Origin of the sequence: Schaalia sp. HMT-172 (assembly GCF_030644365.1) — a bacterium.
GTDB lineage: Bacteria > Actinomycetota > Actinomycetes > Actinomycetales > Actinomycetaceae > Pauljensenia.
Map to the genome: position 1 here is coordinate 625,635 of NZ_CP130058.1, position 13,132 is coordinate 638,766.

The window sequence follows — 13,132 nt, forward strand, 5'->3', positions numbered from 1 at the left end:
TGGGGGAGGGAAGCAGCCCTACACTGTCCACGCTAGGCGTGAAGGAGGAGCGAAAGTGCCAGGTCTGGAAACCTACGACGCGATCATGCTGCTGTCCTACGGTGGCCCGAACGGCGAGGAGGACGTCCTGCCGTTCATGCGCAACGCAACGCGTGGTCGCGGAATCCCCGACGAGCGCCTGCTCCAGGTCGCCGCCCACTACAAGCGCTTCGGCGGAGTCTCGCCCATCAACGCCTGCAACCAGCGCCTGATCACCGACCTCTCCGCGGAGCTTGCCAGGCGCGGGCACGACATCCCCGTCGGGTGGGGAAACCGCAACTGGCACCCCTTCGTCGCCGAAGGCCTCGACGAGCTCGCGGGGGCTGGTGCCCGGCGCATCCTCGTCCTGCCCACCTCCGCCTACGCCTCGTACTCGGGGTGCCGCCAGTACCGCGAAGACCTCGCCGAGGCCGCGGCGGCCCTGCGCGAGAAGTGGGGTGCCATCGTCCTGGGCGCCGAGGACAGCGCCGACAATCCTGACGCCGACATCGTCGTGGACAAGGTCCGCCCCTACTACTCGACCCCCGGTATGGCGAGCGCGCAGATTACATCCGTTCGGCGCGCGTGGGAGGCGCTAACGGCGCACGGCGTCGACCCGGCAGGGATTCGCCTGATCTTCGTCACCCACTCCATCCCTGTGAGCATGGAGGCGGGATCCTCGCCCTTCCCGTTCCGTCCCTCGATCGACGAGGCAGTGGTTGCCTCGGACGATCGTGGTGAGCAGCAGGGGAGCCAGGCCTCGTCGCCGGCGGGAACCCCCGCAACCGAAATCAGCTACGTCGCCCAGCACCACGCCCTCATCGCCGCGATTATGCCGGAGCTGCGCCGCGTCCTCGGGCGCGCGGACCTGGGCTACGACCTCGTGTATTGCTCGCGTTCCGGCCCCCCGCAGGCCCGATGGCTCGAGCCCGATGTCAACGACTTCCTTGAGGAAGTCGCGGGCGGTGCCGCGGCCTGGGATACCGTGAATGGAAAGGCGCTGAGTGGCGCCGTCGTCGTCCCCATCGGGTTCATCTGCGACCACATGGAGGTCGTTTACGACCTCGACACCGAGGCGAAGGAGACCGCCGCGCGCCTGGGTATTCCCTACGAGCGCGCCGACACGGTCTCCACCGACCCGGGCTTCGTGTCCTCTCTGGTCGACGTGCTCGAAGAGCGCGCCGCCCAGGCGCGAGGCGAGAATCCCGCGCGCGTCACCGTGACGGGCACCGGACCCTTCCACACCGTCTGCCCGAGCGACTGCTGCCTCTCCCCGGCGCGCCCCGGGCACCCCTCACCCGCCGCCGCGAGCGCCCACCCCGGCACCGCACACGCCCCTCATTCTTCCGGCGCGCCCGCCCGAGCCGCCGGTCACCCAGCCCCAACCCAGGAGGACTCCATGTCTACCCCGCATCCCCACGCCGTCGTGCCGCCCCAGCAGAACCCGGAGAACCCGGGACATCCCGCGGGAGTGCCGGACCGTGTCGGTGAGCACGCCGCGCGCCACCAGGCCCGCCACGCGGGCACCGAGGCGACGCCCCACTCGCACGCCCGCGTCACTGACCCGCGCGACGCCACCGACATCGACTTCGACGAGGTCAACAACAAGCAGCACTACGCCCTCTACTCCGTGTTCGCGCTGGGGGAGTCCCTGCCCGCCGACGACGGTGAGCGCGGCCGCATCGTCGCCGAATCCCTGGACTACGTGAAGGGCGCGGGCGCGGAAATCCGCGGCTTCTACGACGTGTCCGGCTTCCGCGCCGAGGCGGACCTGATGGTCTGGTGGCTCGACGATGACCCGGAGGTCCTCCAGGACGCCTACCACCGCCTGCGCGCGAGCGCGCTCGGCAAGTTCCTGGATCCGGTGTGGTCCTGCATGGGCCTGCATACCCCCGCCGAGTTCAACAAGCGCCACATTCCCGCTTGCTTCGGCGGCGTCGCGCCCCGCGACTGGGCGATGGTCTATCCCTTCGTGCGCTCCTACGACTGGTACCTCAAGGCCCCTGAAGAGCGCGCCCGCATCATGGCCGAACATGGCCGCAATGGCTTCGCTCAGTACCCGGATGTTAAGGGCTCGACCCTGTCTGCGTTCGGTTTCTCCGACTACGAGTGGGTGCTCGCGTTCGAGGCCGACAGCTTGGACCGCCTGGAGGGCGTCATGCACGCTCAGCGCTACACCGAGGCGCGCCTCTACGTGCGCGAGGACACCCCGTTCTTCACGGGTCCGCGCGTGAACCTCGGCGAGTGGGCGGAGCGCCAGCCCCGCGCATAAAGCCCCTTATCTGCGCGTCGGCCCCGGCCTCGTCCCTGCGATAAGGAACGAGGCCGGGGCTCAGTGCGTCGCTCTCACGCCGCGTGTCAGGCGCCTCCTACGTGGAGGGGAACAGGAGCGGCAGGTTGTGTTCAACCTGGTTGGCGACGGACGTGCTCGAGTGTGACTCCCCGTCGTCGATCCATAGCTGCAGGCTGGATTCGGTCATCAGGTTGGGGTAGTCCTGGTGGAGCTCGTCAAGCTGCGGGGTCATGTCCCACAGCGCGGGGTCTTCGGAGCCGACCGAGGCCAGGATGCGGAAATCTCCCGGCCCGTAGCCCTCGCGCACTGCCCCCGCGGTGACGAGCTCGGCGAGCCGCTCCTCGTCGGCGTCTTCCTCGCGCCCAATCCAGGATTCGCCCGCCATCGGCATGTACCCGTAGAAGTACTGGGGGCGCAGCGCGAACGCGTCCCAGGTGGTCGTCGCGCCCATCGAGAAGCCGCCGAACGCGCGGTGCCTGCGCGAGGCTCGAAGGGAAGCGTCGGAGGTGTCGCCGTGCGCGAAGGTTGTGTAGCGTGTTTCAACCGCGTTCATGAGCGTGTCGATCTCGTTCGTCGCGAAGAAACGATTGAGGGCGTAATCGTCCTCGTAGTCGTCGGTCGCGAACGACCTGTCCGGGTAGTAGGTCGCAAACACGACGATCGTGGGTGCCACCTCGCCCGACGTCTCCAGCTCGTCGACGACCGGAGCGACCCCGTCGGCCAGGCCCGCCGCGTTGCCCCACCATCCGTGCGTCAGGTAGAGGACGTTCGCGGGCGTGCCCGGCGAGTAGGAGGCGGGCACGTAGATGAAGGCTTGCTTGCTGTAGGTCTGTCCCTCGTAGCGCTGCTCGTAGGTGAGGGTGTCGATCGACCCATGCAGGGACGAGGCCGTGTCGAGTAGGGCAGCGACGGCCTCGGACATGGGGTCCTCGTCCTCGTCGTAGGCGATGGGAGAGGGATCCCGCTGTTCGTGTGCCGAGGGAAGGGTGAGTGCCGCGAGGCCTGCGAGGCTGAGCATGGAGGCCGCGACCGCGAGCGAGGTGACGATGGTTGTCATCCGCTTGGATGTTCGCCTGACGAACCTCGTGTTCATTGGCCGCCCCTCGCCTGCATTCCAGATACCCTCATGAGTCCCACTCTATGCCCGACCGGGCAGCTGCGACTAATCAGTGTGGGGCTGTGCGCAAGTTGCTGACGGTTTGCTTATGCGGCTGTTGTCCTTCCCGCGCGGCGTCTCCCCACCAATGTCGCACGCAATTCCCCCGCCAGTCTTTCAGGATTTGAATTTTGATCGTTGAAATTCCGGGGTTTGTGGGGGAGCGATGATAGGGGTGGTCGGGGAATTGCATGCGACATTTGTGGGGAACTATGGCGTGCGTTCGGCGTGTATTCGGAGTGCGTTCGGAGCGTGAGCGAGAGTGTGCCCGGTATGTCGGGGACGATCTGCCGCCTTGCGTGTGCCCGAGCGTGTGACCTGTCAGTCGCCGGGGGTCGTGCGCTCGCGGAGTGGCATACCCTGGAGGCATGACCCCTGAGATCACGGATCCGCGCTTCCAGAAAATCGCCGAGGAGATTGCCGCAGACCCGGCCAACGCCTCGTACACGAAGCGAGGCGTGGGGCCGCTGTTCTACGCGGGGCCTCAGTGTCGCATCATGATCGTCGGCCAGGCACCCGGGCGCGTCGCCGAGGAAACCGGCATCGTGTGGAACGACCGCAGCGGCGACCGTCTGCGCGACTGGATGGGCGTCGACCGCGATACGTTCTATCACTCGGGCAAACTCGCAATCGTCCCCATGGACTTCTACTTCCCGGGCACCGGAAAGAGTGGGGACCTGGCGCCGCGCAAGGACTTCGCCGACACGTGGCACCCGCGCCTGCTTGAGCTCATGCCGAAGCTCGAGATGACGATCCTCGTCGGCGCCTACGCGACCAGGCGCTACCTGGACCTGAAGTCCTCGGCCTCCCTCACGGACGTCGTGCGCGACTACAAACGCTATCTGCCCACGTACTTCCCGCTGGTCCACCCCTCGCCGCGCAACCAGATGTGGATGAAAAAGAACCCCTGGTTCGCCTCCGACGTGCTGCCCGACCTGAAGAAGCAGGTCGCCGCGCTCATGGCCTGAGCGTTGTGCGTGAGAGGCGACGTATAAATGTACGGCGGCTCCTACGTACGTTCGGCGCCCTCGGGTTCACGAGGACGGGGCAGGGTATAGTGCTCCACCGCGGCTCGCGGGTGGCACACTGGTCCCATGGACGATCTGCGCATTCCCGCTGGGCCCGGCTGCCCGCACGGCCTCGTCGTGCCCGCGGGGGAGCTGGTCGAGCGCTTTTCGCACGCGTCGGGTCCCGGCGGTCAGGGCGTCAACACGGCGGATTCGCGGGTTCAGCTGAGCCTGGATCTGGGCGCGACGAGCGCGTTGAACGATCGTCAGCGCGAGCGCGCCCTGCGAGAGTTGGGCGATCGTCTGACCGGTAGCGTCCTGACCGTCACCGCCTCGGAGAATCGCTCCCAGCGCCGCAACCGCGCCGCCGCGCGTGAACGCCTCGCGCACGTCCTGCGTTCAGCGCTCACCCCGCCCACGCCTCGTCGAGCCACGAAGCCGACGCGCGCGTCCAAGCTGCGCCGCCTCGCCGACAAGAAGAGGCGCGCCGAGGTCAAGGCGCGCAGGCGCCGCCCCGACGCGGAGTGAGCCCTTCGGACGAGGTCGTGGCCCGCTACGCCCATGCGCTCCCGTCGGTGCGCCAGCCGATGAACACCCAGGTGACAGGCAGGCGATAGTCGAGGACCCAGTGCTCCTCTGTCACCTCTGTGGGATCAGTGGGAGCCTCACGCACGACATGCTGTGCCACGTATGCGTCAAACAGTCGCTGCTCGCGTGCAGTGAACGGCTCGGGGCCAGCCAGGCGACGAAGGTCCGAGCGGGCCTCGTCGACGGAAGAAAAACGCATCGGCCGGAAGGTCTGGGTCCTCGCGCCTACCGGGGTCCGGCCCATGGCAGCCAGTGCGCGGGTCACGTCGCGGACGATGCGCGGTGGACGCGCAGTGCGCCCGAGGTAGGTAAGCAGGCGCGGGTCACGGGAGGGGAGCAGGCTGTCGGGCACGACGACCGCCGCACGCGAGCGCGCAGCCGCGTCGAGCTTGCGCACGCAAGCGGACACGTCCCCGCTCATGAGGGAACGTGACGCGAAGGCGACATCCACACTGTTCTCACCCAGGCCCGCATTCTCCCAGTCGTCCTCCCAGGCGAGCAGGTGGGAGGTGATCGGCAGATTCTCCGCGGCCGCGCGCTCCTCGAGGATCGCCAGCATGGCCTCGGCGAAGTCGCAGCCGTGGACGCGGTGCCCGGCGCGGGCCAGGGGGACGGCGAGCGTGCCCGTCGCGCACCCCATGTCGAGGACCTCCTCGCCCGCTTCGAGCGCGAGCAGATCGAGGAGCCATCGCTCGTAGTCGCTGGTCGCGTCTCTCGTGAACGTCGTCGCCCGCTTGTTCCAATAGGCCTGCGAGTCCCGGTTGATTGTGCTGTTCTGTGTCGACATGGGCTGGCCCTTCACTGCGCCTACTGTTATGAGCCTCACGAGAGGTCTTGCACGTATAATGTCATGCAAAAGGAGGCCCTGTCGTGAGCGAAACTGAGATCGGCGCGCGTCGTTCGGCGCTGCTGATGCGGCTTCGCGACGAGAGAGATGCAGGTGTGCGTGGGGGCGTCTACCACCGCCTACAGGTGGAGATGACCTACAACTCCAATCACATCGAGGGTTCTCAGCTGTCCGAGGAACAGACCCGTCTTATTTTCGAGACGGCGACTGTTGGCGGCGAGGGCCTGAGAGTCGATGACATTATCGAGGCGCGGAACCACTTCCGCGCTATCGATCGTGTCATCGAATGCGCCGGAACTCCTATCGGCGAGGAATATGTGAAGGATCTGCATCGCATACTGAAGCAGGGGAGCACCCAGGCTGATCTTGATTGGTTTGCGGTCGGCGATTACAAGTGTCTGCCGAACGAGGTCGCAATGCGTGAGACGAGCGCGCCCGCTGATGTTGCTGAGCATATGCGGCCTCTGTTCGAGTGCGTCAACGATGTTGATTCTCTCGCGCAGATCCTGGACTGGCATGTGCGCTTCGAACGCATCCATCCTTTCCAGGATGGTAACGGGCGGGTTGGTAGGCTCCTCATGCTTCAGCAGTGCCTCGCCGCGGGAGTCGTCCCGTTCATCATCACCGACGATCTGAAGGCCTTCTACTACCGAGGTCTGGAGAGGTGGGGTGACGAGAATGGTTTCCTCATGGATACGTGCCTGAGTGCGCAGGACTGTTTCGCGGTGATGCTCGATTACTTCCGGGTCCCCTACGAGCGTTCGGATAACTAGTCATCAGTTGTCGGCGAGGAAGGGATTGTTGCCGTCCGGTGGGTGGATTGGTTGGAGCGGGAGAGTGCGGCCGGGCTAGGCTGGATGCATGACACTCAACGGAGAGATGAACGAATTTTCTGCCCTGGCCGCCTCCCGTCGTTCGACCCGCGCCTTCACGGATCGCGAGATCCCTGCTGGCGTCATCGACGCGATCCTCGCTGACGCGACGACGGCGCCGTCCTGGTCGAACACCCGCGCCTTCCGCGTCGCGATCGCATCCGGTGCGCGTGCCCAGCGCCTGCGCGAGCGCTTCGGGAAACTGTTTGACGAGGAGATCGAGGCTCACACCCGCAAGGCCACTGACCCCGACGTAGAGATTCCCGTCCCGGATGGCGACTTCCCGGTGCGCAAGCGCTATCCAGACGAGCTGCGTCCCGCCCAGATCGAGGTCGCGAAGCTCCTGTATGGCACCTACGGCGTGGAGCGCGCCGACATCGAGGGGCGTAATCGCGTCAACCGTCGCAACGTGATGGCATTCGACGCGCCCGTCATGGGTTTTGTCTTCGTTCACGAGGACATGCTGCCATGGAGCGCCATGGACGCTGGCCTCATGCTTCAGACCCTGTTCCTGTCCGCCAAGTCGCGCGGCATCGACTCGTGCCCGGTCGGCATCCTGGCCACCTGGCGCACCCCCGTCGATGAGGAGTTCGAGATCCCCGAAGGCTACAAATTCATCACCGGCTTCGCCCTCGGCTACGCCGATCCGGACGCGCCGATCAATTCGATGCAGGCGCCGCGCCCGCCGATCCAGCTCCTCGAAGGCAAGTAACGCTACGAGCGATACATCGCTAGTCGTTGAGCTCAGCGCGCAGGTCGGCCAGGCTCACGCGCTGCCCGTCGTCGTTGCGCACCGCCTCCCGGAAGGCCGCGAGATCGCGCGCATCCTCGAGTTCTTCCAGGGCCAACAAGTCGTCGACGCCAATCACGATCGCAGTGAGGCGTCCGTTCTTCGTCACGCCAATGCGTTCGCCGCCGTAGGAAGCTCGCCCGAGGACCTCGGACAGGTTCGCGCGCAGCTCGCGAGTCGATAGGGTTGTGGCAAGTGTGTTCATAGTGCCATTTTAGTACGTTGTGTACACATCTGTGTCTGGATGAGCCTTCCTGAGCGTGAACAATTTCCCGTGGACATACGTGGCACCCAGGTGAGCGTCTACCGTGGAACGGAGCTTCGGCCTCGTGAAACGTTCGCAATCGGAAGGACCCCATGTCCAAGAAGTACCTCTCTGTTGCCTTTGCTTATGTGGGCGTCATCGTCGGCGCGGGCCTGGCGAGTGGCCAGGATCTGCTCCAGTACTTCCTCTCCTTCGGTGCCACCGGATTGATCGGCATCGCGGCCCTCGGTGCGGGTGCTCTGGCCCTGTACCTCAATGTGGATCGAATTTGGGACTTCGACGCCCGTGGATCGGGGCAGGTAGCCTCCTGTAACCTCGGCTGAGACGAAGATCCCAAAGCTTCGTTTTCGGGGGGATTGGGTTGGGTATTAGGTATTTAGTCCCTTCTGTACAAGCTTAAGTAAGGCTATCATTAGTTGTTTATGGCTAATGCTGTATAGAATGGCGGCAGGCGCTGTCAAACCAGCGCTTGCCGAGGAACTAGGTCGTCCCTCGGTGCATGTTTGCGATCGGAAGGACCGCCATGTCAAAAAAGTACCTCTCTGTCGCCTTCGCCTACGTGGGGGTCATCGTCGGCGCGGGCCTGGCGAGTGGCCAGGATCTGCTCCAGTACTTCCTCTCCTTCGGCGCGAAGGGCCTGATCGGCATCGCGGCCCTGGGCGTCCTCAACATCATCTTCGGCGTCGTCGCCCTCCAGCTGGGTTCCTACTTCCGCTCCGGCCACCACGACGAGGTCTTCGAACGCATCACTCACCCTGCCGTGCGTCGCGTCATTGACGTGGTGCTTGTTTTTTCTGGTTTCGCGATGGGCTTCGTGATGCTCGCGGGCGCGGGCGCGAACCTTGAGCAGCAATTCGGTTTGCCCGCGTGGGCTGGCAGTGCCGTGTGCGCCGGCCTCGTGATTCTCACGGCCTTCCTGGATTTCGACCGAATCATGAAGGTCATCGGCGTGTTTACGCCCATGATCGTCATCGCGATCGTCGTCCTCGTCGTCTACTCGCTGGTAACCCCGCACCCGAGCGTGGCCGAACTGAATGCGACCGCCACTCAGGTCTCCCCGGCTCTGCCGAACCTCTGGTTCTCGGCGATTAACTACTTCGCGCTGTGCGTCGTCAACGGTATCGGCATGGCCTTCGTGCTGGGCGGCTCGGTGCTGCGCATCCGCGAGGCTCGCCTCGCGGGCCGTATCGGCGGCGCGATCATCGCCCTGGTGATCGGCGGCGATGCCCTCGCCCTCTACCTGAACATGGACCGCATCTGGGACGTCAACGTGCCGGCCCTCGAGATTGCGCGCATGATTCACCCGGCCTTCGCCTTCGTCTACACGCTCATCATTTTCGCGCTCATCTATAACACGGTGTTCTCGCTGTTTTTCGCGACAGCCCGCCGATTCTCGGGTGGGTCGACAAAGCGTATGCGCATCGTCCTCATGGGCGTTGTCGCGCTGGGGTATGCGGCCTCCCTCATGGGCTTTAAGAAGCTGATCGGCGGCATGTATCCGATCATCGGCTGGCTGGGCGTCGCCCTCCTGGTGGTCTTGGCTGCAGGCTGGTTGCGCGAGCGCGCGGGCGTCTCGCACGAGGAGAAGCTGCGCCGCATGCTCATTCGCCTCCTGGTCCACAAGCACGCCGATCACCTGGAGTACACGGACGAGCATCGCGAAAAGGCCCGGGAGCTCTCCCGAGCGTCGGTTGCGGACTCCAAGCAGCTGCGCCGCGACGCCAGCGCGCTCGCCAAGGATATTGCCGATCGCAAGCCCAACGCCTCGCCCTCCGACCTGGTTACGCAGGGAGCGGGTGAGGGCTAACGCGCGGATCGCGCGCCGGGCGGCCCGTCGACGAGGCCTCGGCGACCGAGGCGATCAGGGCAGGTCAGGTGCGGGTCTGACTCACGAAAGGGACGAGGCCGTGGCTGTCTCGCGCTCGAGGAGCCAACGTTTCAGGGTGGCGCCTCCCGCATAGCCGCCCGGGCCGGTAGACGCGACCACGCGGTGGCAGGGACGAATGAGGATCAACGGGTTGCGCGCCACCGCCCCGCCGACCGCGCGCGCCGACGCGGCGACCCCGGCCTCGCGCAGGCGACCCGCCAGCTGGCCGTAGGTCATTGTGTGCCCGTAGGGAATGGCGCTCATAGCCTCCCAGACGCGGAGCTGAAACTCGCTGCCCATGGGCGAGAGCGGAACGCGGGCGGGGGAGGGGACCCGCCAGGCGAAATAGTCGTCCAACCAGGACGCGGCCGCAGCCAATGCGGCCGCGTCCTCGTCTCTTCCAACGTTCGCGTCACGTCCACAACCATCTCGGGAGGACGCCGACTCCGCGTAAGCGGCCACGGCCTCGTCGACGCCATAGGGGACACCAAAGAAACGCTGCCCCGCCGCCCACAGGCCGACGAGCGCACCACCCCGCGCGGCCAGCGTGAGGCGACCGATGGGGCAGCGATAGGTGGCGAGCGTCGGGTCAGAACTGCTCGGGGTGATCGCGGTAGGCATACGCCCACACTGTCACGGCGACGGTGACCGCGCGAGTCCACGCGTCACGCACGGCGCTCAGCTCTTCGCCCTCGAACCCCTCCGCCAGCAGACGATGCCCCACCTCCACAGTCGGAGCGATAAAAGCGAGCACGTAGCGCAGGGGCACGAACGGCGTCGAGTCCGCCCCATCCGCCGCGTTCTTCGCTGCGGACATGTGCCGGGCGCCGATCAGGTACTGGTAGTCCAACCACGCCTGGTCCCGCTCGCGCGTGCACATGTCGATGATCCACTGGGCGAATCGCGGCTTTGACGCCTGCGCGTACTCGGGGTTCGGCTGCCCGTCCGGGTGCGCGGAATGGGCTGCCAGGTACGTCTTTTGAGCCAGAATCCCGCGCCACGTGTCGACCATGTCCATGGCATGCGGCGCCAGGATGGGTTCTGCTCGTGCGAGCAGCTCTGCGTCACCGGGCTGAACGTGCGCTGCGGCCTCAATCTGGCGCAGATCCTCGAGTGTGAGCGGAGACGTGGGGACGGCATCGGTACCGTAGGTGTACCCCGACGAGTGGTTGTAAGCGGTCATGAGAACCTCCTCGATCCTATGCGTTAATGATAGAACGCGCTCTGCTCGTATGGGTCTGTTTGACATCTGGGACTGGTATGGAGCGCAGTTGGGTGGGCGTGGTTCGTGCGAGTTCGCCGTGCGCGTAGCCGCTGTGGTGAGGTGGCAACGGCGCCGCGGGGGTTGCGCACAATACAATTAACCTGTGGATCCCCTTCTTATTGCCCTGGCCGGAATGCTCATCATCGTGGCATGCCAATTCATCGCGCCCAAGGTGCGCGTGGCATCCCCCCTGATCCTGCTGGTCGTCGGCCTGGCGATCGGGTTCCTGCCCCAGGTGGGGGCCATCGAGATCGAACCACACATCGTCCTCGAGATGGTGCTGCCGCCCCTGCTCTTCTCGGCGGCCGTGCGAATGCCGACCATGGACTTCCGGCGCGAGATGCAGGCCGTCGCGATGCTCGCGATCCCCCTTGTCTTCGTCTCCGCCTTCGCGGTCGGCTTCGTCATCAACTGGCTGGTCCCCGCGATCTCCCTGCCCTGGGGCGTCGCGCTCGGCGCGGTCCTGTCCCCGACGGACGCGGTCGCCGTCTCGATTGCGAAACGCTCCGGCGTCTCCCACCGCATCATCACAGTCCTCGAAGGCGAGGGGCTCTTCAACGACGCAACCTCGCTCGTCCTGCTGTCCGCCGCGATGAGCGCGGGCCTGGCCGCAGACGAACACGCGCTCAACCCGGGCCTGCTCATCGGCAAGGTCGCCATCGCCCTCGGTATCGCTGCGGGTATTGGCTGGGTCGTCGGCGAAGTCGGCGTGCGCCTGCGCGCCCTCATCAAGGACCCTTCCGCCAACACCGTTTTCTCTTTCGCGATGCCTTTCATCGCCTCGATCCCCGCCGAGCACCTGGGAGGCTCCGGCCTCGTTGCGGCCGTCGTCGCCGGCCTGGTCGTCTCAAGCCGACGCGCGGCCTTTATCTCCGCGACCAATAGGCGTTTCACCCAGCAGAACTGGGAGACCATAACGCTCGTCTTGGAGAGCGGGATTTTCCTGACGATGGGCCTGCAGGCCTTCGGCATTGTCGAGGAGGCCGCCGTGTTCTCCGGCGGCCTGGCCTTCGCGGCCTTCCTCGCCGTCACCCTCGGCGCGCTCATCATGGTCATGCGAGCAATCTTCATCGCCATCATGCTCGCCTGGCTGGACCACCGCCGTACCCACCGTCAACGCCGCTACGAAGTTGAGAACTCGCGAATCGCACGCTTCGAGAAACGCATGAACGAGGCCTGCGAGGTCGACGCCGACATGCTTCAGGCCCGCAACCTGAGCCCCGAGCACTGGGAGAACGCGCTCAACCACTATCGCCGACGCCTCAAGCGCCGCGAACGCCGCAACGCGATGCGCGGATCGGACCTGGACTACTTCGCGAACGAGCCGCTGGGGCCGCGCGAGGGCAGCGTCATCGTGTGGGCGGGCATGCGAGGCGCGATCACGCTGGCCGCCGCGCAGACAATCTCGACGCACGCGCCGGCGCGCGCGCTCCTGCTCACGATCGCCCTGTTCATCGCGGCGGGGGCCCTCATCATCCAAGGACTGACCCTGCCCGGCCTCATCCGCATCGTCAAGCCCCAGATGGCCTCGGGTGATATCTCCGAAGAAGAACGCGCAAAGCTTCTGACAGTGATGGGTTCCGCGCTCGTGGACACCGCCCTGGCCCAAGCGATCCACGAAGTTGACGGCCAGACCCTGCTCTCCGCCGGCGTCTCTCGCACCCTGTCGCGCATCGGGAACGCGGTCTCCGCAACCGATGAGGCCGAGGGGACCCGCATCGCGCGCACGGCCGACCGCGTCCTCACCGACATCCTCCGGGACGCCTCCACGCAGTCGGGAGCAACCAGCGGCGGACTGTGTCCCGAGTGCGTGGATGACTCGCTTGAGGCGACCGCCAGCGTTGCCACGACCTCGGAATCGGCTTCCCTGCCCGCGAAGGATGCGTCCTCAGCGCTCACGTCACCCAGCGATGACGAGGGACACGGCACGGTCGCCATGAGCGAGGAAGAAGTCGAACGCTCCTTCACGCGCGACCAGATCCGCGAGCTCGCCCTCGAAGCCATTCACGCCCAGCGCGACGCGCTCCTCCAGGCCCGCGACGAGGGCATCTTCTCCTCGGCCGCCCTAGAAGGCGCGCTCGCCCGCCTCGACAACGAGGAAATCCTCCTGGTCTCCAGCCGCGAAACCGACCACTGATCGTCGACCACTGACGGCGGGCAGCAGG

At 65.9% G+C, this 13,132-nt stretch carries 13 protein-coding genes; 8 read left to right on the plus strand and 5 right to left on the minus strand.

The window, feature by feature from the left end:
• Positions 1 to 55 precede the first annotated feature (55 nt).
• Positions 56 to 2,290, plus strand: coding sequence for a hydrogen peroxide-dependent heme synthase (hemQ, locus tag QU663_RS02550; RefSeq protein WP_034480860.1), 2,235 nt, complete (start codon positions 56 to 58; stop codon positions 2,288 to 2,290).
• 97 nt (positions 2,291 to 2,387) lie between these two features.
• Here hemQ and QU663_RS02555 read toward each other — a convergent pair whose 3' ends face one another.
• On the minus strand, positions 2,388 to 3,368 hold the full coding sequence (locus QU663_RS02555) for an esterase family protein (protein WP_084437397.1): 981 nt from the start codon (positions 3,366 to 3,368) through the stop codon (positions 2,388 to 2,390).
• Positions 3,369 to 3,835: 467 nt separating this feature from the next.
• On the opposite strand from QU663_RS02555, the gene QU663_RS02560 reads away from it, so the two are divergent.
• The gene (locus QU663_RS02560) at positions 3,836 to 4,435 is read left to right on the plus strand and encodes a uracil-DNA glycosylase family protein (RefSeq protein ID WP_009055324.1); all 600 of its coding nucleotides are present in this window, start codon (positions 3,836 to 3,838) and stop codon (positions 4,433 to 4,435) included.
• Positions 4,436 to 4,561: 126 nt separating this feature from the next.
• Positions 4,562 to 5,002 (plus strand): alternative ribosome rescue aminoacyl-tRNA hydrolase ArfB, encoded by a 441-nt coding sequence (gene arfB, locus QU663_RS02565; protein WP_021611452.1) that lies wholly within the window; start codon positions 4,562 to 4,564, stop codon positions 5,000 to 5,002.
• Between the two features lie 25 nt (positions 5,003 to 5,027).
• Here the strand turns inward: arfB and QU663_RS02570 are convergent, their stop codons facing one another.
• Positions 5,028 to 5,849 (minus strand): class I SAM-dependent methyltransferase, encoded by an 822-nt coding sequence (locus QU663_RS02570; RefSeq protein ID WP_021611451.1) that lies wholly within the window; start codon positions 5,847 to 5,849, stop codon positions 5,028 to 5,030.
• Between the two features lie 83 nt (positions 5,850 to 5,932).
• Between QU663_RS02570 and QU663_RS02575 the strand changes: the two genes are divergently transcribed.
• The gene (locus QU663_RS02575) at positions 5,933 to 6,682 is read left to right on the plus strand and encodes a Fic family protein (protein ID WP_051267754.1); all 750 of its coding nucleotides are present in this window, start codon (positions 5,933 to 5,935) and stop codon (positions 6,680 to 6,682) included.
• Between the two features lie 88 nt (positions 6,683 to 6,770).
• Entirely contained in the window at positions 6,771 to 7,493 is a 723-nt protein-coding gene (locus QU663_RS02580; protein ID WP_021611449.1) for a nitroreductase, read from the plus strand.
• A gap of 19 nt (positions 7,494 to 7,512) precedes the next feature.
• Here QU663_RS02580 and QU663_RS02585 read toward each other — a convergent pair whose 3' ends face one another.
• On the minus strand, positions 7,513 to 7,776 hold the full coding sequence (locus tag QU663_RS02585) for a type II toxin-antitoxin system Phd/YefM family antitoxin (protein WP_021611448.1): 264 nt from the start codon (positions 7,774 to 7,776) through the stop codon (positions 7,513 to 7,515).
• Positions 7,777 to 7,928: 152 nt separating this feature from the next.
• Here QU663_RS02585 and QU663_RS02590 point away from each other — a divergent pair, with 152 nt between their 5' ends.
• Positions 7,929 to 8,159 carry a hypothetical protein gene (locus QU663_RS02590; protein ID WP_021611447.1) on the plus strand — a complete coding sequence of 77 codons (231 nt, stop codon included), beginning with the start codon at positions 7,929 to 7,931 and terminating at the stop codon, positions 8,157 to 8,159.
• 200 nt (positions 8,160 to 8,359) lie between these two features.
• Complete coding sequence (locus tag QU663_RS02595; protein WP_304990661.1) at positions 8,360 to 9,643, plus strand: hypothetical protein; 1,284 nt, start codon at positions 8,360 to 8,362, stop codon at positions 9,641 to 9,643.
• 81 nt (positions 9,644 to 9,724) lie between these two features.
• Here the strand turns inward: QU663_RS02595 and QU663_RS02600 are convergent, their stop codons facing one another.
• Together QU663_RS02600 and QU663_RS02605 are read right to left on the minus strand one after the other, a co-directional pair.
• Complete coding sequence (locus QU663_RS02600; RefSeq protein ID WP_021611445.1) at positions 9,725 to 10,324, minus strand: methylated-DNA--[protein]-cysteine S-methyltransferase; 600 nt, start codon at positions 10,322 to 10,324, stop codon at positions 9,725 to 9,727.
• Positions 10,293 to 10,886, minus strand: a complete 594-nt coding sequence (locus QU663_RS02605) for a protoglobin domain-containing protein (protein WP_021611444.1) — start codon at positions 10,884 to 10,886, stop codon at positions 10,293 to 10,295. The genes QU663_RS02600 and QU663_RS02605 overlap by 32 nt, the downstream gene beginning before the upstream one ends.
• A 214-nt stretch (positions 10,887 to 11,100) precedes the next feature.
• Here QU663_RS02605 and QU663_RS02610 point away from each other — a divergent pair, with 214 nt between their 5' ends.
• On the plus strand, positions 11,101 to 13,104 hold the full coding sequence (locus QU663_RS02610) for a sodium:proton antiporter (RefSeq protein ID WP_021611442.1): 2,004 nt from the start codon (positions 11,101 to 11,103) through the stop codon (positions 13,102 to 13,104).
• Positions 13,105 to 13,132: the final 28 nt, after the last annotated feature.

Coding starts and splice junctions, on each gene's coding strand:
- QU663_RS02555 (WP_084437397.1), bottom strand. CDS start 3,368: ATGACAACCATCGTCACCTCGCTCGCGGTCGCGGCCTCCATGCTCAGC.
- QU663_RS02560 (WP_009055324.1), top strand. CDS start 3,836: ATGACCCCTGAGATCACGGATCCGCGCTTCCAGAAAATCGCCGAGGAG.
- arfB (WP_021611452.1), top strand. CDS start 4,562: ATGGACGATCTGCGCATTCCCGCTGGGCCCGGCTGCCCGCACGGCCTC.
- QU663_RS02570 (WP_021611451.1), bottom strand. CDS start 5,849: ATGTCGACACAGAACAGCACAATCAACCGGGACTCGCAGGCCTATTGG.
- QU663_RS02580 (WP_021611449.1), top strand. CDS start 6,771: ATGACACTCAACGGAGAGATGAACGAATTTTCTGCCCTGGCCGCCTCC.
- QU663_RS02585 (WP_021611448.1), bottom strand. CDS start 7,776: ATGAACACACTTGCCACAACCCTATCGACTCGCGAGCTGCGCGCGAAC.
- QU663_RS02590 (WP_021611447.1), top strand. CDS start 7,929: ATGTCCAAGAAGTACCTCTCTGTTGCCTTTGCTTATGTGGGCGTCATC.
- QU663_RS02595 (WP_304990661.1), top strand. CDS start 8,360: ATGTCAAAAAAGTACCTCTCTGTCGCCTTCGCCTACGTGGGGGTCATC.
- QU663_RS02600 (WP_021611445.1), bottom strand. CDS start 10,324: ATGCCTACCGCGATCACCCCGAGCAGTTCTGACCCGACGCTCGCCACC.
- QU663_RS02605 (WP_021611444.1), bottom strand. CDS start 10,886: ATGACCGCTTACAACCACTCGTCGGGGTACACCTACGGTACCGATGCC.
- QU663_RS02610 (WP_021611442.1), top strand. CDS start 11,101: ATGCTCATCATCGTGGCATGCCAATTCATCGCGCCCAAGGTGCGCGTG.